At 69.1% G+C, this 20,122-nt stretch carries 20 protein-coding genes; 9 read left to right on the forward strand and 11 right to left on the reverse strand.

Annotated elements, in window-relative coordinates; all coding sequences use genetic code 11:
- Nucleotides 1–4 precede the first annotated feature (4 nt).
- Entirely contained in the window at nt 5–1,456 is a 1,452-nt protein-coding gene (locus tag MSZK_RS27505; RefSeq protein ID WP_099251703.1) for a CCA tRNA nucleotidyltransferase, read from the reverse strand.
- Nucleotides 1,457–1,527: 71 nt separating this feature from the next.
- On the opposite strand from MSZK_RS27505, the gene MSZK_RS27510 reads away from it, so the two are divergent.
- From MSZK_RS27510 to MSZK_RS27530, 5 genes are all read left to right on the forward strand, one after another.
- Complete coding sequence (locus tag MSZK_RS27510) at nt 1,528–2,328, forward strand: NUDIX hydrolase (protein WP_199203515.1); 801 nt, start codon at nt 1,528–1,530, stop codon at nt 2,326–2,328.
- The gene (locus MSZK_RS27515) at nt 2,325–4,661 is read left to right on the forward strand and encodes a DUF6049 family protein (protein WP_099251705.1); all 2,337 of its coding nucleotides are present in this window, start codon (nt 2,325–2,327) and stop codon (nt 4,659–4,661) included. The genes MSZK_RS27510 and MSZK_RS27515 overlap by 4 nt, the downstream gene beginning before the upstream one ends.
- Nucleotides 4,658–8,161, forward strand: coding sequence for a murein biosynthesis integral membrane protein MurJ (gene murJ, locus MSZK_RS27520; protein ID WP_371411398.1), 3,504 nt, complete (start codon nt 4,658–4,660; stop codon nt 8,159–8,161). The genes MSZK_RS27515 and murJ overlap by 4 nt, the downstream gene beginning before the upstream one ends.
- Nucleotides 8,162–8,223: 62 nt before the next feature.
- Entirely contained in the window at nt 8,224–8,781 is a 558-nt protein-coding gene (sigM, locus tag MSZK_RS27525; protein WP_099251706.1) for an RNA polymerase sigma factor SigM, read from the forward strand.
- A gap of 103 nt (nt 8,782–8,884) precedes the next feature.
- On the forward strand, nt 8,885–9,619 hold the full coding sequence (locus MSZK_RS27530; protein ID WP_099251707.1) for an SDR family NAD(P)-dependent oxidoreductase: 735 nt from the start codon (nt 8,885–8,887) through the stop codon (nt 9,617–9,619).
- A 104-nt stretch (nt 9,620–9,723) separates the two neighbouring features.
- Here MSZK_RS27530 and MSZK_RS27535 read toward each other — a convergent pair whose 3' ends face one another.
- Nucleotides 9,724–10,332 carry a TetR/AcrR family transcriptional regulator gene (locus MSZK_RS27535; protein ID WP_099251708.1) on the reverse strand — a complete coding sequence of 203 codons (609 nt, stop codon included), beginning with the start codon at nt 10,330–10,332 and terminating at the stop codon, nt 9,724–9,726.
- 44 nt (nt 10,333–10,376) lie between these two features.
- On the opposite strand from MSZK_RS27535, the gene MSZK_RS27540 reads away from it, so the two are divergent.
- The 4 genes from MSZK_RS27540 (at nt 10,377) to MSZK_RS27555 (ending at nt 13,703) form a co-directional block, all read left to right on the forward strand.
- Nucleotides 10,377–10,907, forward strand: a complete 531-nt coding sequence (locus MSZK_RS27540) for a hypothetical protein (protein ID WP_233211545.1) — start codon at nt 10,377–10,379, stop codon at nt 10,905–10,907.
- Between the two features lie 108 nt (nt 10,908–11,015).
- The gene (trxB, locus tag MSZK_RS27545) at nt 11,016–11,987 is read left to right on the forward strand and encodes a thioredoxin-disulfide reductase (protein ID WP_099251709.1); all 972 of its coding nucleotides are present in this window, start codon (nt 11,016–11,018) and stop codon (nt 11,985–11,987) included.
- The gene (gene trxA, locus MSZK_RS27550; protein ID WP_099251710.1) at nt 11,984–12,316 is read left to right on the forward strand and encodes a thioredoxin; all 333 of its coding nucleotides are present in this window, start codon (nt 11,984–11,986) and stop codon (nt 12,314–12,316) included. The genes trxB and trxA overlap by 4 nt, the downstream gene beginning before the upstream one ends.
- A gap of 139 nt (nt 12,317–12,455) precedes the next feature.
- Nucleotides 12,456–13,703: an N-acetylmuramoyl-L-alanine amidase gene (locus tag MSZK_RS27555; protein ID WP_199203516.1), complete on the forward strand. Its 1,248-nt coding sequence runs from the start codon at nt 12,456–12,458 to the stop codon at nt 13,701–13,703.
- On the opposite strand, the gene MSZK_RS27560 is transcribed toward MSZK_RS27555, so the two are convergent.
- The 9 genes from MSZK_RS27560 to rpmH form a co-directional block, all read right to left on the reverse strand.
- Nucleotides 13,700–14,440, reverse strand: a complete 741-nt coding sequence (locus MSZK_RS27560) for an acetyltransferase (RefSeq protein WP_099251711.1) — start codon at nt 14,438–14,440, stop codon at nt 13,700–13,702. The genes MSZK_RS27555 and MSZK_RS27560 overlap by 4 nt on opposite strands.
- A 228-nt stretch (nt 14,441–14,668) precedes the next feature.
- Nucleotides 14,669–15,640: a ParB/RepB/Spo0J family partition protein gene (locus MSZK_RS27565; RefSeq protein ID WP_099251712.1), complete on the reverse strand. Its 972-nt coding sequence runs from the start codon at nt 15,638–15,640 to the stop codon at nt 14,669–14,671.
- Nucleotides 15,637–16,593 (reverse strand): ParA family protein, encoded by a 957-nt coding sequence (locus MSZK_RS27570; protein WP_233211546.1) that lies wholly within the window; start codon nt 16,591–16,593, stop codon nt 15,637–15,639. The genes MSZK_RS27565 and MSZK_RS27570 overlap by 4 nt, the downstream gene beginning before the upstream one ends.
- Nucleotides 16,590–17,294, reverse strand: coding sequence for a 16S rRNA (guanine(527)-N(7))-methyltransferase RsmG (rsmG, locus tag MSZK_RS27575; RefSeq protein ID WP_099251714.1), 705 nt, complete (start codon nt 17,292–17,294; stop codon nt 16,590–16,592). Before rsmG ends, MSZK_RS27570 begins: the two co-directional genes overlap by 4 nt.
- Before the next feature lie 47 nt (nt 17,295–17,341).
- Nucleotides 17,342–17,908 carry a R3H domain-containing nucleic acid-binding protein gene (locus MSZK_RS27580; protein WP_199203517.1) on the reverse strand — a complete coding sequence of 189 codons (567 nt, stop codon included), beginning with the start codon at nt 17,906–17,908 and terminating at the stop codon, nt 17,342–17,344.
- Nucleotides 17,909–17,942: 34 nt separating this feature from the next.
- Entirely contained in the window at nt 17,943–19,019 is a 1,077-nt protein-coding gene (gene yidC / locus MSZK_RS27585; protein WP_099251715.1) for a membrane protein insertase YidC, read from the reverse strand.
- Nucleotides 19,012–19,293, reverse strand: coding sequence for a membrane protein insertion efficiency factor YidD (gene yidD, locus MSZK_RS27590; protein ID WP_099251716.1), 282 nt, complete (start codon nt 19,291–19,293; stop codon nt 19,012–19,014). Before yidD ends, yidC begins: the two co-directional genes overlap by 8 nt.
- Nucleotides 19,290–19,643: a ribonuclease P protein component gene (rnpA, locus tag MSZK_RS27595; protein WP_099251717.1), complete on the reverse strand. Its 354-nt coding sequence runs from the start codon at nt 19,641–19,643 to the stop codon at nt 19,290–19,292. Before rnpA ends, yidD begins: the two co-directional genes overlap by 4 nt.
- Nucleotides 19,644–19,661: 18 nt before the next feature.
- Nucleotides 19,662–19,805, reverse strand: a complete 144-nt coding sequence (gene rpmH / locus MSZK_RS27600) for a 50S ribosomal protein L34 (RefSeq protein ID WP_005142265.1) — start codon at nt 19,803–19,805, stop codon at nt 19,662–19,664.
- Nucleotides 19,806–20,122 lie beyond the last annotated feature (317 nt).

Here is a 20,122-nt window from a genome sequence, read left to right on the forward strand (position 1 = left end):
TTGGTCAGACGCCGGGCTGATCCTTCGCGTTCCACCACGCCAGCAATTCGGCCACCGCGTCGTCGTGACTCAGCGGGCCGCGGTCCAGGCGCAGTTCCTTGAGGAAGTTCCAGGCCTGCCCCACCTGCGGACCTGCTGGGATGTCGAGCAGCCGCATGATCTCGTTGCCGTCCAGATCGGGGCGCACCCGCGCCAGATCTTCCTTGGCCGCCAACTCGGCGATCCGCTCCTCGAGCTGGTCGTAATTGGCCTGCAGCCGCGCCGCCCGCCGCTTGTTGCGGGTGGTGCAGTCGGCCCGCACCAGCTTGTGCAGCCTGGGCAGCAGCGGCCCGGCGTCAGCGACGTAGCGCCGCACCGCCGAGTCGGTCCACTTGCCGTCGCCGTAGCCGTGGAACCGCAGATGCAAATACACCAGCTGCGAGACGTCGTCGACCATCTGCTTGGAGTACTTCAGCGCCCGCATCCGCTTGCGCACCATCTTCGCGCCGACGACCTCGTGGTGATGGAAGCTCACCCCGCCGTCGGACTCGTGGCGGCGGGTCGCCGGCTTGCCGATGTCGTGCAGCAGCGCCGCCCAGCGCAGGACCAGATCGGGCTGGTCGGGCTCTTCCAGCGCGATCGCCTGCCGCAGCACGGTCAGCGAATGCTGGTAGACGTCCTTGTGCTGATGATGCTCGTCGATTGCCATCTGCATGCCGCCGATCTCGGGCAGCACCACCTCGCCCATCCCGGTGTGCACCATCAGGTCGATACCGGCGACCGGGTCGGCGCCCAGCAGCATCTTGTCCAGCTCGACGGCCACCCGCTCGACCGTGATCCGGCCGAGCTGCGGGGCCATCTGCTCAATCGCGTGCCGCACCCGGTCGGAGACACCGAACTGCAACTGGGAGACGAACCGCGCCGCCCGCAGCATCCGCAGCGGATCGTCGCCGAACGACACCTCGGGCGCCGCCGGGGTGTCGAGGATCCGCTGCCGCAGCGCGGTCAGGCCGCCGAGTGGGTCGATGAAGTCCCCGGGACCGTCGGCGGTGATGCGCACCGCCATCGCGTTGACGGTGAAGTCGCGGCGGACCAGATCGTCCTCGAGGCGATCTCCGTAGCGCACCTGCGGGTTGCGCGACACCTGGTCATAGCTGTCGTCGCGGAACGTGGTGATCTCCAGTCGTTCGCCGCGCTTGCCCACTCCGACCGTGCCGAACTCGATGCCGGTGTCCCACAGCGCATCCGCCCACGGCCGCACGATGCGCTGCACCACTTCTGGCCGGGCGTCGGTGGTGAAGTCGAGGTCGGGGTTCAGCCGACCGAGGACCGCGTCGCGCACACTGCCGCCGACGAGGTAGAGCTGGTGGCCCGCCGCGTCGAACAGTGCTCCGACTTCGCGCAACAGCGCACCTTGCCGATTGAGCGCGACGAGGGCCCGGGCGAGCAGCTCGACGTCGTGGGTGGCTTCGGACACGTGGGATGAGCCTACTGGTCTACCGGCGAGTGCGGACGGGACGCCATCGCGTGCCAGCTACTATCGCTTGGGTGTCGGACGGCGAACAGGCCAAACCACGACGGCGCCGGGGTCGGCGCCGCGGCCGTCGCGCGGCAGGTCCGGCCAATCCTCCCGCCGCCGACACCGCGAGCCCCGAAACGGCCGACGCCAACGCCTCCTCCCCCGCCACCGGCACCAACGGCGCGCCCCGGCCGGGCAAACCCAGTCGTCCGCGCTCGGTGCGCCGCGCCCCGGCGCGGCTGCGCACCGTCCACGAGACGTCGGCGGGCGGGCTGGTCATCGACGGCATCCACGGCCCGCCGGAAAGTCAGGTGGCCGCCCTCATCGGGCGCGTCGACCGCCGGGGCCGGATGTTGTGGTCGCTGCCCAAGGGCCACATCGAGCAGGGTGAGACCGCCGAAGAGACCGCGATCCGCGAGGTCGCCGAGGAAACCGGGATCCGCGGAGACGTCCTGGCCGCGCTCGGCAGCATCGACTACTGGTTCGTCACCGAGGGCCGCCGCGTCCACAAGACGGTGCACCACTATCTACTGCAGTTCTCCGGCGGCGAATTGTGCGACGAAGATGTCGAGGTCACCGAGGTGGCCTGGGTGCCGGTCGGCGAACTGCCCAAGCGGCTGGCCTACGCCGACGAACGCCGCCTCGCCGAGATCGCCGGCGAGCTGATCCAGCTGCTGCAGTCCGACGGGATGGCCGCGCTGCCGCCGTTGCCGCGCACGACACCACGCCGCCGCCCGCAAACGCACTCCCACACCCGCAACCGTCGCCCCGACGACGGCGGGCCGCGCCAGTCCGGCCCGCGGACGAACGGCTGCGGACCGGGCACGTGACCACGCCGAGGCGGGTCGGCAGGATGCCCCGGATCGCGGTGATCCTCGGTGTACTTGCCCTGCTCGCGATGCCCACCACCGCGCCGGCCGCCGCCGGCGAACCCGGGTCGGCGCCGTTCCTGCAGGTTCGGGTCGACAGCGTCTCGCCGGACCTGATCACCACCACCAGTGAGCCGACCGTCACCGTCACCGGCACCGTGACCAACGTCGGCGACCGGCCGGTACGCGATGTCGTCGCCCGCTTGGAACACGCCGGCGCGGTGACGTCGTCGGCGGGCCTGCGCACCAACCTCGACGGCCCCAACGACCAGTTCCGGCCCGTCGGCGAGTTCACCACCGTGGCCGCCGAGATGCAGCGCGGGCAGGCGGTCGGCTTCACCTTCAGCTATCCGATCCGCTCGCAGACCGCTCCGTCACTGGGCATCGACCAGCCCGGCGTCTACCCGCTGCTGGTGAACATCAACGGCACGCCGGACTACGGTGACGCGGCCCGACTCGACGACGCGCGGTTCCTGCTGCCGGTGCTCGGCGTGCCGCCGCAGACAGCTGACGGTTCGACGGACAGTGTCACCGACGTGGTGCCGCCCGACACCACCAAGCCCGTCGCGGTGACCATGTTGTGGCCGCTTGCCGACAAGCCCCGGCTGGCGCCCGGCGTCCCGGGCGGCACCACACCGGTGCGCCTGATGGACGACGACCTCGCCGTGTCGCTGGCCCCCGGCGGGCGGCTGGACACCTTGCTGTCGGCGGTCGAGTTCGCCACCAGCGCGGCCGTGGACCCCGGCGGGGACACCGCGCGCGCACTGTGCCTGGCGGTCGACCCCGACCTGCTGGTGACGGTCAACGCGATGACCGCGGGCTACGTCGTCGCCGACGCCCCAGACGGGCTGGGCCCCGCTGCTCACCCCGGCACCGGGCAGGCCGCCGCGGTGGCCTGGCTGGACAAGCTGCGGGAACTGGCCAAACGCACCTGCGTCACCCCGACCCCCTACGCGCAGGCCGACCTCGCCGCCCTACAGCGGGTGGGTGACGCCGGCCTGAGTTCGGCGGCCACCGGCACCGCGGGCGACATCATCGACCAGGTGCTGGGCATCACCTCAGTGCGCGGCGCCACGATCCTGGGCGACGGACCGCTGACCCCGCCCGCGGTCGATCTGCTCAGCGGGCAGGGCTCGACGGTGGCGATCGCGGCGGCGGACTGCACGGCGCAGGACGCCACGACCGGCGAGCCGATGGTCGCCGACGTGACCCCACGCCGGTTGTCGCCTCAGGTGGTGATGGCGCCGTTCGACCCGGCGGTGGGCGCGGCGCTGGCCGCCGTCGGGACCGACCCCGACCTGCCGACCTACCTGGACTCGTCGTTGACCGTTCCGCTGCAACACGACTCCGTGGTCGCCCGCCGCCAGGACGGCATCGCGTCGATGCTGTGGCGGGCGCTGCAGCCGGCGGCCGAACCCCGCGACCAGATCCTGCTGCCGCCGCTGAAGTGGAGCCCGCAACCCGGCGACGCGCAGGCGATCCTGACCGCGCTGGCCACCACGATCCGCTCCGGGCTGGCGGTGCCGCGCCCGCTCGACGCGGTGATCACCCAGTCTGCCGAGGTGGCCGCCGGAGACGGCCTCGGCGCCGAACTGCCCACCGAGGCCCGGGGCCGGTTCGACGACGACGTCGTCTCGACCATCGCCGGGCAGGTGGGCCGGCTGTGGGGGCTGACCGCGGCGCTGACCACCGACCCGCGCACCGGCCTGACCGGCCCGCAGTACACCGCGCCGCTGCGCGAGGACATTCTGCGCGCCCTGAGCCAAACCGAGCCGCCCGACGAGCGCAACGACCTGGCCCGCCGGCGGCTGGCGGCGGTCGGCGCCACCATCGCCGACCTGTTCGGCGCGGTCACGATCGTCAACCCGGGCGGCTCCTACACGCTGGCCACCGAACACAGCCCGCTGCCGCTGGCGGTCCGCAACGACCTTGCGGTGCCGATCCGGGTGCGCCTGCAGGTCGACGCCCCGCCGGGGATGACGGTGACCGACCTGGGTGAGCAGGAGGTGCCGCCGGGCTACCTGCCGCTGCGGGTGCCGGTCGAGGTGCACTTCACCCAACGGGTCGCCGTGGACGTCACGTTACGCACCCCCGACGGGCTGCAGCTCGGCGAGCCGGTGCGGCTGTCGGTGCACTCCAACGCCTACGGCAAGGTGCTGTTCGCGATCACGCTGCTCGGCGGGACGGTGCTCGCGCTGCTGGTCGGCCGCCGGCTCTATCACCGCTTCCGCGGCGAGCCCGATCCCGCCGACCTGGACCGGCCGCGGCGCGCCACCGCAGAGGGCCGGCAGTGACCTCGCCGCCCGACCGGTCGCCCGCCCCGGCGCGGCCCGCCACCCCCGCGGTGCGCACCGAGCTCTCCGACGCCGCGGTCGTGTCGCGGTCCTGGGGAATGGCGCTGGCCACCCTGGTCAGCCGCATCACCGGCTTCATCCGCATCGTGCTGCTGGCCGCCATCCTCGGCGCCGCGCTCTCCAGTGCGTTCACCGTGGCCAATCAGCTGCCGAATCTGATCGCCGCGCTGGTGCTGGAAGCCACCTTCACGGCGATCTTCGTTCCGGTGCTGGCCCGCGCCGAACGCGACGATCCCGATGGCGGCGAGGCTTTCGTCCGGCGCCTGGTCACCCTCGCCACCACGCTGCTGCTGGTGGCCACCATCGCCTCGGTGGCCGCGGCGCCACTGCTGGTCCGGCTGATGCTCGGCCACGACCCGCAGGTCAACCAGCCGCTGACCACCGCGTTCGCGTATCTGCTTCTGCCGCAGGTGATCTTCTACGGGCTGACGTCGGTATTCATGGCGATCTTGAACAACCGCAACGTGTTCGGGCCACCGGCCTGGGCACCCGTGGTCAACAATGTGGTCGCGATCGCCACCATGGGCCTGTATCTGCTTGTCCCGGGCCCGCTTTCGGTCAATCCGGTCGAGATGGGCAACGCCAAACTTCTGGTGCTCGGCATCGGCACCACCCTGGGCGTGGTGGCCCAGGCCGCGGTGCTGCTGATCGCGATCCGCGCCGAACGGATCAGCCTGCGGCCGCTGTGGGGCATCGACGACCGGCTCAAGCGGTTTGGCGCGATGGCCGGCGCGATGGTGCTCTACGTCTTGATCAGTCAGATCGGCCTGGTGGTCGGCAACCAGATCGCCAGCACCGCCGCGGCGTCGGGCCCGGCGATCTACAACTACGCCTGGCTGGTGCTACAGCTGCCGTTCGGCATCATCGGCGTCACGGTGCTGACGGTGGTGATGCCGCGGCTGAGCCGCAATGCCGCCGCCGACAACACCCCAGCCGTGCTGGCCGACCTGTCGCTGGCCACCCGGCTGACGATGGTCACGCTGATCCCGGTCGTGGCGCTGATGACGGTGGGCGGACCGGCAATGGGCAGTGCGTTGTTCGCCTATGGCAAGTTCGGCGAGGTCGACGCGAACTACCTGGGCATGGCGATCAGCCTGTCGGCGTTCACGCTGATCCCCTACGCGTTGGTGCTGCTGCAGCTGCGGGTGTTCTACGCCCGCGAGCAACCGTGGACACCGATCCTGATCATCGTCGCGATCACCGTCGTCAAGATCGTGATGTCGCTGCTGGCACCGCATCTGACCAGCGACAAGGAACTGGTCGCGGGCTATCTGGGGCTGGCCAACGGAGTCGGGTTCCTGGCCGGGGCGATCCTGGGCCACGTGCTGTTGAAGCGGGCGCTGACGCCGCCGCGCGGCAGGCTGCTGGACCTCGAGGTGATCCGCACGATCCTGGTCACCACCGCCGCCTCCCTGCTGGCCGGGCTCGTCGCCTACGTGGTGGACCGGCTGCTCGGCCTGCAGTCGCTCACCGAGCACGGCGGTGGCGCCGGTTCCCTGCTGCGACTGGCGGTGCTCGGCGTGATCATGGCGCCGATCCTCGCCGCGGTGATGCTGACGGCCCACGTCCCGGATGCCGTGGCCGCCTGGGGCGCGGTCAAGCGCCGCATCACCCGGGTCCCGCCGGTGACGGTCACGCCCGTCGCTGCGCTCGACCCGCCGCAGGTCCGGGCCTCGGTCACGTACCCTGAGCACAGCAATTCGCCCGGAGCCGCGGGCGCGACGGGGAAAGGAACGGCGGTGAACGACCAACCCTCGGGGATGCCTCCCGCCGATCCCACCGGCGACGCGACCACGAAGATCCCGCGCCAGGCCGCCGGCGACTTCCAGCCCGACGTGCCGAGCGAGGTACACATCGGCACGGTGCCGGCGCCCGAGCCGGACCAGCCCGACGCCGAGGTCGCGGGCGATTTCACCCGCGAGCCGCTGTCGTTCGACCCGCCGCGCGACGCCGTGCCGGAGTCCCGGCCCGGTGACGACGAAACGTACCTGATGCCGGGAGCCAGCATCGCAGGCGGACGCTACCGATTGCTCGTCTTCCACGGCGGCCCACCCGGATTGCAGTTCTGGCAGGCGTTGGACACCGCGCTGGACCGCCAGGTTGCGCTGACGTTCGTCGATCCTGAGCACACCATGCCCGACGAGCAGGTGCAGGAAATCCTTTCCCGCACACTCAAACTCAGCCACCTCGAGCGGCCCGGCGTGGCCCGCGTCCTCGATGTGACGAGTACCGCGGCGGGCGGTCTGGTGGTGTCGGAGTGGATCCGCGGGGGGTCGCTGAAAGAGGTGGCCGACACCTCCCCCTCCCCGATCGGCGGCGCGCGCGCCGTCCAGTCGCTGGCCGCCGCGGCCGACGCGGCGCACCGCACGGGTGTCGCGCTGTCGATCGACCACCCGAGCCGGGTACGGGTCAGCATCGAAGGCGATGTCGCGCTGGCGTTTCCGGCCACGCTGCCCGATGCCACGCCCGAGGAGGACATCCGCGGGATCGGCGCCGCACTGTACGCCCTGCTGGTGGATCGCTGGCCGCTGCCGGAGAAGGGCGTGCCCAGTGGGCTGCGACCAGCCGAGGCCGATCCGGCCGGCGAGCCGCTCGAACCCCGAGCGGTCGACGGTGCCATCCCGTTCCAGATCTCGGCGGCCGCCGCTCGATCGGTGCAGAGCGGTGGCGGTATCCGTTCGGCGCCAACGCTGTTGAATCTGCTCCAGCAGGCCACCGCGGTGGCCGACCGAACCGACCTGATCGAACCGGTGGAACCGGCCGGCCCGCCCTCGGCGAGCCCGTTGGCCGGTGCAGACGCCGAGGCTGCGGCCCGGCGCAGGCGCAATCTGCTGATCGGCGTCGGGGTCGGTGCGGCGATCCTGGTGGTGGCCCTGATCGTGCTGGCCTCGGTACTGAGCAGTGTCTTCAGCGATGTCGGTGGCGGCCTCAAGGGCGACCAGCTCGGGCTGAACCCCTCGACGTCGCAGACCGCGAGCTCGGCGCCGGGCAGCACCGTGAAACCCGTCAAGGCGACCGTCTTTTCACCGGCCGGCGGCGCCGACAACCCGGACAAGGCCGACCTGGCGCTGACCGGCGGACCGGGCAGCGGCTGGACCACCGACACCTACACCGACCCGAATCCGTTCCCCAACTTCAAAAACGGTGTGGGGCTGATGCTGCAACTGCCCGAGCCGACGACCGTCGGCAGTGTGTCACTGACCGTGCCCAGCACCGGCACCCAGGTGCAGATCCGGTCGGCCTCCTCGGCCAGCCCGGGCAGCCTCGACGACACCACGGTGCTGACCCAGCCGACCACACTGCAGCCCGGCGCCAACACGATTGATGTCGACGCGAAGGCGCCGACGAGCTATCTGCTGGTGTGGATCTCCACCATGGGCACCACCGACGGCAAGAACAAGACCGAGATCTCCGGGTTGACCGTCAAGGCAGCGTCCTAGCATTCACAGGCGCGGGCTCGAGTGAAGTGCCCGCGGCCGTCCCGGACACATACTGTCCGGCCGTGCGCAGCTTCCTCGCCCCGGCCATCGTTCGCAGTGACGCCGAACTGCTGGCCGCGCACGTCGCCGGCGACCGCCACGCCTTCGCCGAACTGTTCGGGCGCCACCAGCGCCGGCTGCACCGGCTGGCGCGCAGCACCACGCGCAGCCCGGAAGACGCCGAGGACGCGCTGCAGGACGCCATGCTCGCCGCCCACCGTGGTGCGCCGTCCTTCCGCCACGACGCCGCGGTGGTCAGCTGGTTGCACCGCATCGTGGTCAACGCCTGCCTGGACCGGCTGCGTCGCGCCACCGCACAACCGACCGAACCGCTGACCGACGTGTGGGCCGTCGCCGATCGCACCGGAGAGGTGGACACCGGGCTGATCGTCCGGCGCGCGCTGATGCGGCTGCCCGCCGAGCAGCGGGCCGCCGTGCTGGCGGTCGACATGCATGGCTATTCGGTGGCCGACGCCGCGTCGCTGCTCGGTGTGGCCGAGGGCACGGTGAAAAGCCGTCGCGCCCGCGCGCGGGCCCGCCTCACCGGGCTGCTGTGCCCCGACGATATGGCGCGCTGCTGACGCGGGCCATCCACCCTATTTCTGGACCGATCGATGCAGAAGTGTGTTAGCCTCCCATAAGTACCGATCGGTACGGAAATGCACGGGAAGGGATCGCCCCACAATGACTGCCCGCAGCAAGTCGGCACAGGTTGTGCTGATCACCGGAGGAACCTCGGGGATCGGCCTAAGCATGGCCGAAGCCTTTTTGGCCCAGGGTGATTCGGTCGCAGTGTGCGGTCGCTCGACAGCGGCCCTGGACAGCTTCTCGCGCGCGCACCCAGACGCGCTCGCAATCCAAGCCGACGTCACAGACGCCGATGCGAGGGCCGCCATGCTCGATGCGATCAGCGATCGGTTCGGCCGGCTCGACGTCCTGATCAACAATGCCGGAACCTTCGTCGAACGGAATTTCGCAGCAGACCCCGACGCGACCCGCGGACTCGAGCAGGAGATTGCCGTCAACCTGACGGCGCCTATCGAGCTGACCAACGAGGTGCTGAATCGATCGCCCGAATTGGCGTCGATCGTGTTCGTCACCTCAGGTTTTGCCCTGGTCTCTCCGACCCGCGCGCCAACCTACGGTGCGGTAAAGGCCGCGTTGCACGGCTTCGCCGACGGACTGCGCCGTCAACTTGCTCCCAAAGTCCATGTGCTCGAGCTACTTCCGGCCGCCACTGACACTCCGATGAATGCCGCCTTCACCGGCAAGAAGATGCCGCCCGCCGAGGTGGCAGCCATCACGGTCAAGGCGCTGGCACACCGCCAGCCCACGGCGATGCCGGGCCCGACCAAACTGCTGCCGACCATGCTCCGGATCTCACCGAAGACCATCACCCGTAGGGTCGCGAAGATGTGACACCAGATGCCCGGTTTGCCCTGCCTGGCAGGCAGTCTCAGTCTGGCCGGGCATGCGGAACAAACGCCGGCGCAAGCCCTTACCTGCCGTGGTTCAGCCAGAGGTCAGGCGGGCGGCCAATTGCGCAACGCGGCGTCGGCCACCCGGCGGAGGTCAGCGGCGTCAGCACCGCTGGCGGCCTGAACGGCGATGCCGTTCGACACAGTGAGGATGTAGCGCGCGAGCACACCGGTATCAGTGTCCGGCGGTAGGTCGCCTTCATCGACCGCGCGCTCAAATCGGTCCCGCAGGTGAACGGTTGCCGCGTTGCGCCACCGCGCCAGCATGTCGCGGACGTCACGGGCCGGTGGCCCGGCCGCAAGCGAGGCTTGCACACCGAGGCAGCCGGCCGGCCAGCCGGGGTCGGTGGTGGTCGTGATCGCGCCGTCGAGCACCGCGGCCGCCACCCGCCGGGCGGTCGGTTCCTGCAGGGCCCGCGGGCCGTACGACGCCGGTCCCTCCGAATACCGCTGCAGGACTCGCGCGAACAGCTCTTCCTTGTTGCCGAAGGCCGCATACATGCTGGTGCGACTGATCCCCATCGCGGCGGTCAGATCGGTGAGACTGGCCCCCTCGTAGCCCTGTTCCCAGAACACCGCCATGGCCCGGTCAAGCGCCTCGTCGGGGTCGAACTCACGCGGGCGTCCCATCGTCCGCTTGCTTTCGACCGCCATGACCGCAGACGATACCCGCGTTCTGCACCGAAAGGTACTGAAGTATGGTCGCGGGCAGCGGGCTGACGCTGCAGACTGATCTGGTGGAGCCCCGGCATACCGTCATCCCGGCGTCCACCATTGGGGCGGCACATGCCCGGCATCCCGTCGCCCGCGGCAGGCTGGTCGCGGCCGCTGTCGGGGCCGGGGCCGCGCTGGTGGCCGCCGGCATCGGCACCGCGGCGCTGATGAAGACCACTGGCAGCACCGCCAGCACGCTGACCAGCGCCAGCCTGATCACCGTCACTCCCACCATGCCGATCACCGGCCGCGAGCTCAACGCGCTGGTGGCCCGCAGCCCCGACTTCGGTCCACTGGCCGACCCCAAGCGGCGGGCGGCGTGTCTGAGCGCGCTGGGCTACGCCGGTTCGGTACAGGTGCTGGGCGCGCAGACCCTGCAGGTCGACGGCCGGCCCGCCGTCGTGCTGGTGTTGCCCGGCGACCAACCGGACGTGCTCGTCGGGGTGGCCGTCGCGGCCAACTGCAGCTCGGTCGATACCGGATTGATCGCCGACACGACCGTGCGGCGCCCATAGTTCACGGCCGGGAACAGCGCGGCCTACCCTGTTGTTTGACCTGGTGCCCTCAAGGCACCCGACGCGCAGGCACTCGCCTGCAGCCCGGGAGTGGGCAGAAAGGCTGGTATGAGCGCCAACCAAGTTCATGACGTCATCGTCATCGGATCAGGCCCCGCCGGCTACACCGCGGCCATCTACACCGCCCGGGCGCAGTTGGCGCCCCTGGTCTTCGAAGGCACCTCCTTCGGTGGCGCGCTGATGACCACCACCGAGGTGGAGAACTTCCCCGGCTTCCGGTCCGGCATCACGGGTCCGGAGTTGATGGACGAGATGCGCGAACAGGCCCTGCGCTTCGGCGCGGACCTGCGGATGGAAGACGTCGAGTCGGTCGAGCTGGACGGACCCGTCAAGAAGGTGGTGACCGGCGACGGCGAGACCCATCTCGCCCGGTCGGTGATCCTGGCGATGGGTGCCGCCGCCCGCTACCTGGGTGTTCCGGGCGAGCAGGAACTGCTCGGCCGCGGAGTCAGCGCCTGCGCGACGTGTGACGGCTTCTTCTTCAAGGATCAGGACATCGCCGTCATCGGCGGGGGTGACTCGGCGATGGAGGAGGCGACGTTCCTCACCCGCTTCGCGCGCAGCGTCACCCTGGTGCACCGGCGCGACGAGTTCCGGGCATCGAAGATCATGCTCGAGCGGGCCCGCGAGAACGAGAAGATCACCTTCCTCACCAACACCGCGGTCGATGCGGTCGAGGGCGACACCACCGTGACTGGTCTGCGGGTCCGCAACGTGCTCACCGGCGAGCAATCCACGCTGCCGGTGACCGGCGTGTTCGTCGCGATCGGCCATGATCCGCGCTCTGAGCTGGTGCGCGGCGCCGTGGACCTGGACCCGGAGGGTTACGTGCTGGTCCGCGGCCGCACCACGGCCACCTCGCTGGACGGTGTATTCGCCGCCGGCGACCTGGTCGACCACACCTACCGGCAGGCCATCACCGCCGCGGGAATGGGCTGTTCGGCGGCGATCGACGCCGAACGATGGCTGGCCGATGCCGATGACACAGCAACCACCGAGATGATTGGAGCACACCAATGAGCGACGGCGGCGCGACCGTAACGGTCTCCGACGACACTTTCGCCGAGGACGTCCTGTCCAGCAATACCCCTGTGCTCGTTGACTTTTGGGCCACCTGGTGCGGCCCGTGCCGGATGGTCGCCCCGGTGCTGGAGGAGATCGCCACCGAGAAGGCCGGTGCACTGACGGTGGCCAAGCTCGATGTCGACGCCAATCCGGCGACCGCCCGCGACTTCCAGGTGGTGTCGATTCCGACGATGATCCTGTTCAAGGATGGTCAGCCGGTGAAGCGCATCGTGGGGGCCAAGGGCAAGGCTGCCCTGCTCCGCGAGATCGCCGACGTCGTCTAGACCGAGACGATTCCGTTACAGGCGGCTTCGCCTGCCGTTTTCCGGAATGCGGCAGGGTTCTGAGAGAATGCCTCCTAGCCTGTGTGCAATCGTCAGCGCCTAGCTAGTCCGCTGACAACGGTGACCGAGGGGCCCTGGTATGTCGAGTCTTCGCCACGGTGCCGGGGGCGACGCCTCCTGGGACCGCAGCGGCCGAGATGATCTCTTGCGCCGCGGTGACCGCAGCGGCGCCGTCGTCGAGATCCGCGCGGCGCTGGCGGCGCTGGGGCTGGTCGACAACCACGACGAGAATCTCACCACCGGACAACATGTGGCGGCCGATCTCTTCGACGACGACCTCGACCACGCTGTTCGCGCATTCCAGCAGCGCCGTGGGCTGATCGTCGACGGGATCGTCGGGGAGGCCACCTACCGCGCACTGCGCGAGGCCTCCTACCGGCTCGGCGCGCGCACCCTGATCCACCAGTTCGGCGCCCCGATGTACGGCGACGACGTGGCCACCCTGCAATCGAAGCTGCAGGAACTCGGTTTCTACACCGCCCTGGTCGACGGCTACTTCGGGTTGCAGACGCACAACGCGCTGATGTCCTACCAGCGTGAGTACGGTATGGCTGCCGACGGCATCTGCGGCCCGGAAACGTTGCGGTCCTTGTACTTTCTGGGTTCCCGGGTCACCGGGGGCTCGCTGCACGCCATCCGGGAAGAGGAATTGGTCCGCCGGTCCGGGCCGCGGCTGTCGGGGAAACGGATCATCATCGATCCGGGCCGCGGCGGGACCGACCACGGCCTGATCACCCACGGCCCAGACGGACCGATCAGCGAAGCAGACATCTTGTGGGACTTGGCATGTCGGCTGGAAGGCCGGATGACCGCGATCGGCATGGAGACCTTCCTGTCGCGCCCGGCCAACCGGAGCCCGCTGGATGCCGAGCGGGCCGCCACCGCCAACACCGTCGGCGCGGACCTGATGATCAGCCTGCGCTGTGAGACCCAGCCGAGCCCGTCGGCCAACGGCGTGGCGTCGTTCTACTTCGGTAGCTCGCACGGTTCGGTGTCGACGATCGGCCGCAATCTGGCCGACTTCATTCAGCGAGAAGTTGTGGCCCGCACCGGTTTACGCGACTGCCGCACCCATGGCCGGACCTGGGATCTGCTGCGGCTGACCCGGATGCCCACCGTTCAGGTTGACGTCGGCTACATCACCAACCCGCGCGACCGGTCGATGCTGGTGACCAGCCAGGCCCGCGACTCCATCGCCGAGGGCATCCTGGCGGCGGTCAAGCGGCTCTATCTGTTGGGCAAAAACGACCGACCCACAGGCACTTTCACGTTCGCCGAGCTGCTCGCCCACGAGCTGTCGGTCGAACAGGCCCGGCCCGCGCTCTAACGCGCCCGACCACGCACCTCGGCGCCGGCGCCCACCGGCTGCTGTAGTTGGGCACTGGTCAGCAGGCGTTCCAGCGCAGCCTCGACCTCCGCCTTCCAGCCCAGGCCCTTGTCCAGTTCCAGCCGCAGCCGCGGGAAGTAGCGGTGCGGGGCGACAACGGTGAATCCTGCGTCGAGCAGGAAGTCCGCGCCGATCATGCACTGGTCGAAGGAGCAGTCCCCCAGCACTTCGATCGCCGGCCGCACATCCGGGTCCACCGTGTCGGCGTCGAGCAGCTCGGTGGCATCGGCGGTACGGCCGAACGCCTCCAACGCGCGAACCCCGCGGCGGACCAACTCGCTGACCACTTGGCTGATCAAGGAGTGCGTCAGACCGTCACTTTGTCCGGGCTCGATGCCCATCGAGGTCAGCAGCACCGCATCCGCACTGACCGGCCCGGTCGGGAAGCGCTGGGCGCGTGGCACCGCCCGCGGCGGCGCGTAGAGCACGTAGCCCAGGCACGGGTCGTCGTCGGCGGACTCCGCCCCGGCACCTGATGCGGCGACGGCCACCTGCCCGCACGACCCCCACTCCAGCATGACCATCGACAGCCAGGCTTCCTTCTCGAACTCGGGGTCCGGAAGATAGTCGCCGGCGCTCAGCGTCGCGGGGTCGAGTTCCCAGAACACACAGCGGCGGGCGTGCTTGGGCAACTGCTCGAACGCCTCGAGCCGCAGCGGCATGATGCGAACGGACACTAGCCTCCCCGGCTTTCACGCGGTGCACATGTGCACGACAGCCCCTTAAGGATAGGAGAGCCGACGCCGAACGTGCCAGTGGTGGCCAGGCAACGAATGCTGCGACCCGCTGGGGCTGAAAGGCTATGCCGCACTGGGTGATTCCTCGCTCGATGGGCTGGGCAGCGAACGTTCACGGGATCTGGCGTCACAGTGACGGAACTCGCCGGTGTCCTGGTGTGCGGGTTTTCAGCCGCCCGACCGGTTCATCATGTCCACAATCCGCTGCAGATCATCGACCGAACCGAATTCGACGACGATCTTGCCCTTGCGCTTGCCCAGACTCACCGTCACCCGAGTGTCGAAGGTGCTGGAGAGCCGTTCGGCCACATCCTGCAATCCGGGCATCTGGATCGGCTTGCGGCGCGGGGCGGTCGGCGTCTTCGCATCCGATCGATTGGCCAGGGTGACGGCCTCCTCAGTGGCGCGAACCGAGAGTCCCTCGGCGACGATCCGCGCGGCCAACTCTTCCTGGGCCTCGGGCCCGGCCTCCAGCGACAGCAACGCCCGGGCGTGGCCCGCCGACAGCACACCGGCGGCCACCCGGCGCTGGACAGCGATCGGCAACCGCAGCAACCGGATCATGTTGGTGATCACCGGGCGCGACCGACCGATGCGGGCGGCGAGTTCGTCGTGGGTGACCTCGAACTCCTCCAGCAGCTGCTGGTAGGCGGCCGCCTCTTCCAGTGGGTTCAGCTGGACCCGGTGGATGTTCTCCAGGAGTGCATCGCGGAGCAGGTTGTCTTCGGCCGTCTCCCGCACGATCGCTGGGATCGTCGCAAGACCGGCCTGCTGCGCGGCCCGCCAGCGCCGCTCCCCCATCACCAACTGGTAGCGGCTCGGCGCGCCGGGTCCGGCGCCCGGAACCGCGCGCACCACGATCGGTTGCATCAACCCGAACTCACGAATGGAGTGCACCAGCTCGGCGAGGGCCTCCTCGTCGAAGACCTGGCGGGGCTGGCGCGGGTTGGGCTCGATGGCCGATGGGTCGATCTCACGGTAGACGGCGCCGACCGCGTCGACGTTCAGCGGGGCCCCACCGATCACCACATCGGCCGCGGCGTCGCCCAATCGCGGGCCGCCATCGGCCGGGCCGGTCGGGATCAGTGACGCCAAGCCGCGACCGAGGCCGCCCTTCTTCTTCGACGAGGGCTGGGTCATGACTGTGCCTCCACTGATGCCGGGGTCCCGCGTTGGGCGAGTTCTTTACTGGCGTCGAGGTAGCTCATCGCACCACGCGATCCGGGGTCGTAATCGATGATCGTCATGCTGTATCCCGGCGCCTCGGATACTTTGACACTCCGCGGGATCACTGTCTGCAAAACCTTGGTACCGAAGAAGCGGCGCACCTCCGAAGCCACCTGGTCGGCCAGCTTGGTGCGGCCGTCGTACATGGTGAGTACGACGGTCGACACCGACAGCTGCGGATTGAGGTGGGCCCGCACCATCTCGATGTTGTTCATCAACTGCGAGACGCCCTCGAGGGCGTAGTACTCGCACTGGATGGGAATCAGCACCTCCGGTGCGGCCACCAGAGCGTTCAGGGTGAGCAGTCCCAGTGACGGCGGGCAGTCGATGAAGACGTAGTCGAAGTCGGAGTCGTCGAGCGCGGCCAACGCGGTGCGCAGCCGGTTCTCCCGGGCGACCATGCTGACGAGTTCGATCTCGGCGCCGGCCAGATCGATGGTCGCCGGCACGCAGAACAACCGCTCGCTGTGCGGACTCTGGCGGATAGCGGCCTGGAGCGGGATCTCACCGAGGAGCACCTCGTAGGACGACGGTGTGCCGGAGTGGCGATCGGCGATCCCGAGCGCGGTGCTGGCATTGCCCTGCGGATCGAGGTCGATCACCAGAGTCTTCAATCCCTGGACCGCCAGCGCTGCCGCGAGGTTGACCGCCGTGGTCGTCTTCCCCACTCCGCCCTTCTGGTTGGCGACGGTGAAGACGCGGCGGTGGCGAGGCCGGGGCAGTTGGCCCGCGACGGTGTGCAACACCTGCATGGCGCGCTGCGCGGCTGCGCCGATCGGGGTCTCGTCGTCGTTGGGGGGGCTCCATGTTTCACGTGAAACATCGGCGCCCGCCGTCCCCGATTCAGGGTTGGGTGGGACAGTCATGATCCTCTTCTCTCCGAGGTTCGTGTGGTCCGTTTCCCGCCGGGTGCTCGCTCCCCGCGCACCGCGATCACCACGGTAACCGGAGGATCCGAATAGCTCTCTCCACATCTCACCACCCGCACATCGGTCGCGCCCAGCGACGCCATTCCACGCCGGCCTTCATCGACTTCCTCGTCGGCGCGCTCGCCCTTCATCGCCAACATCCGGCCACCCGGCCGCAGCAGCGGCAGGCTCCACCGGGTCAGTTTGTCCAGCGAGGCTACCGCGCGTGACACCACGACGTCGGCTCCCCCGACCCGGCTACGCACACCAGGCTCCTCGGCGCGGCCACGGACGATCTCGATCGGCAGCCCCAGCGCGGCGACCACCTCATCGAGGAACTCGACCCGGCGCAGCATCGGCTCGATCAGCGCAACCCGGACGTCCGGGCGCGCGATCGCGATCGGCAGTCCCGGCAATCCGGCGCCGCTGCCGATGTCGAGGACACGGGCAGCGGGCTCCACCAACTCGGCGACCGCCGCGCTGTTGAGGATGTGTCGCTCCCACAACCTGTCGACCTCACGCGGCCCGAGCAGCCCCCGCTCGACGCCGGGGCCGGCCAGAAGATCTGCGTAACGCTGGGCCAGGCCGACGCGGTCACCGAAGACGACCGCGGCAGCCGTCGGAGGTGGCGGCGCACTGCCATGTTTCACGTGAAACATCCTCCGGTCATCTCAGCACCCGGGTAACGAACTACACCGATGTAACTTCAGCCCTTCAGCACGACAACGCGGCGTGACGGCTCGACGCCCTCGCTCTCGCTGTGCACACCGTCCACCCCGGCGACGGCGTCGTGCACGATCTTGCGCTCGAACGGCGTCATCGGCGCGAGCTCTTCGCGTTCGCCGGTCTCCAGGACACGGCGGGCCACCTTGTCGCCCAGCGCGCTGAGCTCTTCGCGGCGGCGGCGGCGCCAGTTCGCGATGTCCAGCATCAGCCGGCTGCGCTCACCGGTCTTCTGGTGCACCGCCAGTCGGGTCAGCTCCTGCAGTGCGTCCAGGACCTCGCCTTTGCGCCCGACGAGCTTCGACAGATCGTCACCGCCGTCGATGCTCACGATCGCGCGGTTACCCTCCACATCGAGGTCGATGTCCCCGTCGAAGTCGAGCAGGTCGAGCAGTTCCTCCAAATAGTCGCCGGCGATCTCACCCTCGGCAACGAGGCGCTCTTCGAGGTCCTCCCCCTTGTCGGACGCTGTGTCGGACTCTTCTGTGTTCAAGCCCTCGTCCACGACCGCCTCGGTTTCGGTCACATCCGTGATCTCGGCATCCGCCATGTGTCTCTCCCTCTTTCGCCGGAGCGATCTCCGGTCAACGCTTACGTTTCTTGGGCCGCGCCCCTGGACGCGGTGTGCGGCTCGGCGGGCCGCCGTCGGCCGGTTTCTCCGGGCCGGTGTCGGGTTCGGCATCGCCGTCGCTGAGCGCCGCGTCGTCGTCGGGTCCCGCCGCACCATTCGTCGCGGCCGGCGCGCTCTTCTTGGGCTTGGTCGGCTTGACGCCCGGCGCCGGTGCGTTGGCCGCGCGGCGCGCCAGCGCCTCCTCCTTCTTGGCCTCTTCTTCCTTCTCGATCCGGCCGAACACGTAGTGCTGCTGGCCGAAGGTCCAGATGTTGTTGGACACCCAGTAGATGATGATCGCGATCGGCAGGAACGGACCACCCACCACGACACCGAGCGGGAAGACGTACAGCGCGAGCTTGTTCATCATCGCGGTCTGCGGGTTGGCCGCGGCTTCCGGGCTCTGGCGCGCGACCGATGCCCGGCTGTTGAAGTAGGTGGCGATACCGGCGGCGATCATCAGCGGGATGCCGACCGCGATCACCGCGGCGCGGTTGAATTCGGTGAAGGCCTCCAGGCCGTGCTGCTGGATCATCGTCGCGCCGAGTGGGGCACCGAACAGGTTGGCGTCAAGGAAGTGGCTGACGTCGGTCGCACTGAAGACATAGTTGGGCAGGCTGCGGTTCTCCTCGACCGACAGCCCGAGCCGGCCGATTCCGGTCTGGGTGCGGTTGAAGGACATCAGCACGTGATAGAGACCGAGGAACACCGGGATCTGCGCGAGCATCGGCAGACAGCCGAGGATCGGGTTGAATCCGTGTTCGCGCTGCAGCTTCTGCATCTCCAGCGCCATCCGCTGGCGGTCCTTGCCGTACTTCTTCTGCAGCGCCTTGATCTGAGGTTGCAGTTCCTGCATCTGCCGGGTGGTGCGGATCTGGCGGACGAACGGCTTGTAGAGCAGCGCGCGCAGGGTGAACACCAAGAACATCACCGACAGCGCCCACGCGAAGAAGTTGGTGGGCCCCAGGATGAATGCGAACAGCTTGTACCAGAGCCACATAATGCCCGAGACCGGGTAATAGATGACGTCCAGGCTGAACCAGTTAAACATGCATGCTCCTGCTGTCGTTTTCGACATCGGTCCCGGGGGCCTGCGGGCACCGCTCGGGTATTGGGTCCCATCCTCCCCGATGCCACGGACCGCACTTCCCCAGCCGGATCAGGGTCAGCCAACTCCCCCGAATCAAGCCGTACTCGGTCAGTGCATCCACCGCGTACTGACTGCATGTCGGGGTGAACCGACACGTGGGCAACCGAAGCGGCGAGATGGTGTGGCGGTAGAGCTCGATGAGGAAGATCAGGCCGCGAACCGGAAGGTGGGTCACCGCGTCCTCGCCATCAGATCGTGACTGCGGCGAAGACCGGCACGGAGCTGGTGTTCAAGACGGGCGGACACCGCGTCCTTGCTGCTGGGCAGCGCCCGGATCACCACCCGTTCGTCGGGGGTCAGCTCCGGCAACACCGACCGCGCGACGTGGCGCAACCGGCGGGAGACCTGGTGGCGCTGGACCGCGTTGCCGACGGATTTCGCGACGACCAAACCGATGCGTGGTCCGCCGTCGGCGTTGTCACGCCGTGCATGCACGACGATGTCCGGCTGCGCCGCTCGCACCCCGTGCTTGATGGTGGCGCCGAACTCCGCAGACCGTGTCATCCGGAACTGAGCCGGGAGCACGCCGCGTGATCTCGTGGATCAGGCAGTCAGAGAACGACGCCCCTTGCGGCGCCGGCCCGTCACGATGGCGCGCCCGGCACGGGTGCGCATGCGCAGACGGAAGCCATGAACCCGCGCCCGGCGCCGGTTGTTCGGCTGAAAGGTCCGCTTGCCCTTGGCCACGGCTGTATCTCCTCGTCGTATGGCAGTCGCTGCCCGGTATATCCGCTTGCGCGTGTACCCGGACGAACGCCACTGCTCGTTGTAAGCTCTGGTCTCGCTCGTAACCGGCGCGGTCCCGAAACCCGGTCGCAGCCGTATCGCCAACGTTCGGGCGACTGTTCGAGGGTACTGACGTCACTTCGCCTGGTCAAACCGCCTTGTCGTGCCGTCCGTCACCGCGAGATCCCGGCGGCGCCCAGCACGATCAGGGCACGGGGGTCACAGCTGTCACCGACGGCCTGGATGCCGTTATGCCAACGTGATCGGAATGTTGCAGA

Origin of the sequence: Mycobacterium sp. shizuoka-1, from assembly GCF_002723835.1 — a bacterium.
In the GTDB taxonomy this organism is placed as follows: Bacteria; Actinomycetota; Actinomycetes; order Mycobacteriales; family Mycobacteriaceae; genus Mycobacterium.

Bases quoted from the DNA above. Each gene is read 5' to 3' on its own strand.
- MSZK_RS27530 (WP_099251707.1), top strand. From the start codon at position 8,885: ATGACTGCCCGCAGCAAGTCGGCACAGGTTGTGCTGATCACCGGAGGA.
- MSZK_RS27535 (WP_099251708.1), bottom strand. From the start codon at position 10,332: ATGGCGGTCGAAAGCAAGCGGACGATGGGACGCCCGCGTGAGTTCGAC.
- MSZK_RS27540 (WP_233211545.1), top strand. From the start codon at position 10,377: ATGGTCGCGGGCAGCGGGCTGACGCTGCAGACTGATCTGGTGGAGCCC.
- trxB (WP_099251709.1), top strand. From the start codon at position 11,016: ATGAGCGCCAACCAAGTTCATGACGTCATCGTCATCGGATCAGGCCCC.
- trxA (WP_099251710.1), top strand. From the start codon at position 11,984: ATGAGCGACGGCGGCGCGACCGTAACGGTCTCCGACGACACTTTCGCC.
- MSZK_RS27555 (WP_199203516.1), top strand. From the start codon at position 12,456: ATGTCGAGTCTTCGCCACGGTGCCGGGGGCGACGCCTCCTGGGACCGC.
- MSZK_RS27565 (WP_099251712.1), bottom strand. From the start codon at position 15,640: ATGACCCAGCCCTCGTCGAAGAAGAAGGGCGGCCTCGGTCGCGGCTTG.
- MSZK_RS27570 (WP_233211546.1), bottom strand. From the start codon at position 16,593: ATGACTGTCCCACCCAACCCTGAATCGGGGACGGCGGGCGCCGATGTT.
- rsmG (WP_099251714.1), bottom strand. From the start codon at position 17,294: ATGTTTCACGTGAAACATGGCAGTGCGCCGCCACCTCCGACGGCTGCC.
- MSZK_RS27580 (WP_199203517.1), bottom strand. From the start codon at position 17,908: ATGGCGGATGCCGAGATCACGGATGTGACCGAAACCGAGGCGGTCGTG.
- yidC (WP_099251715.1), bottom strand. From the start codon at position 19,019: ATGTTTAACTGGTTCAGCCTGGACGTCATCTATTACCCGGTCTCGGGC.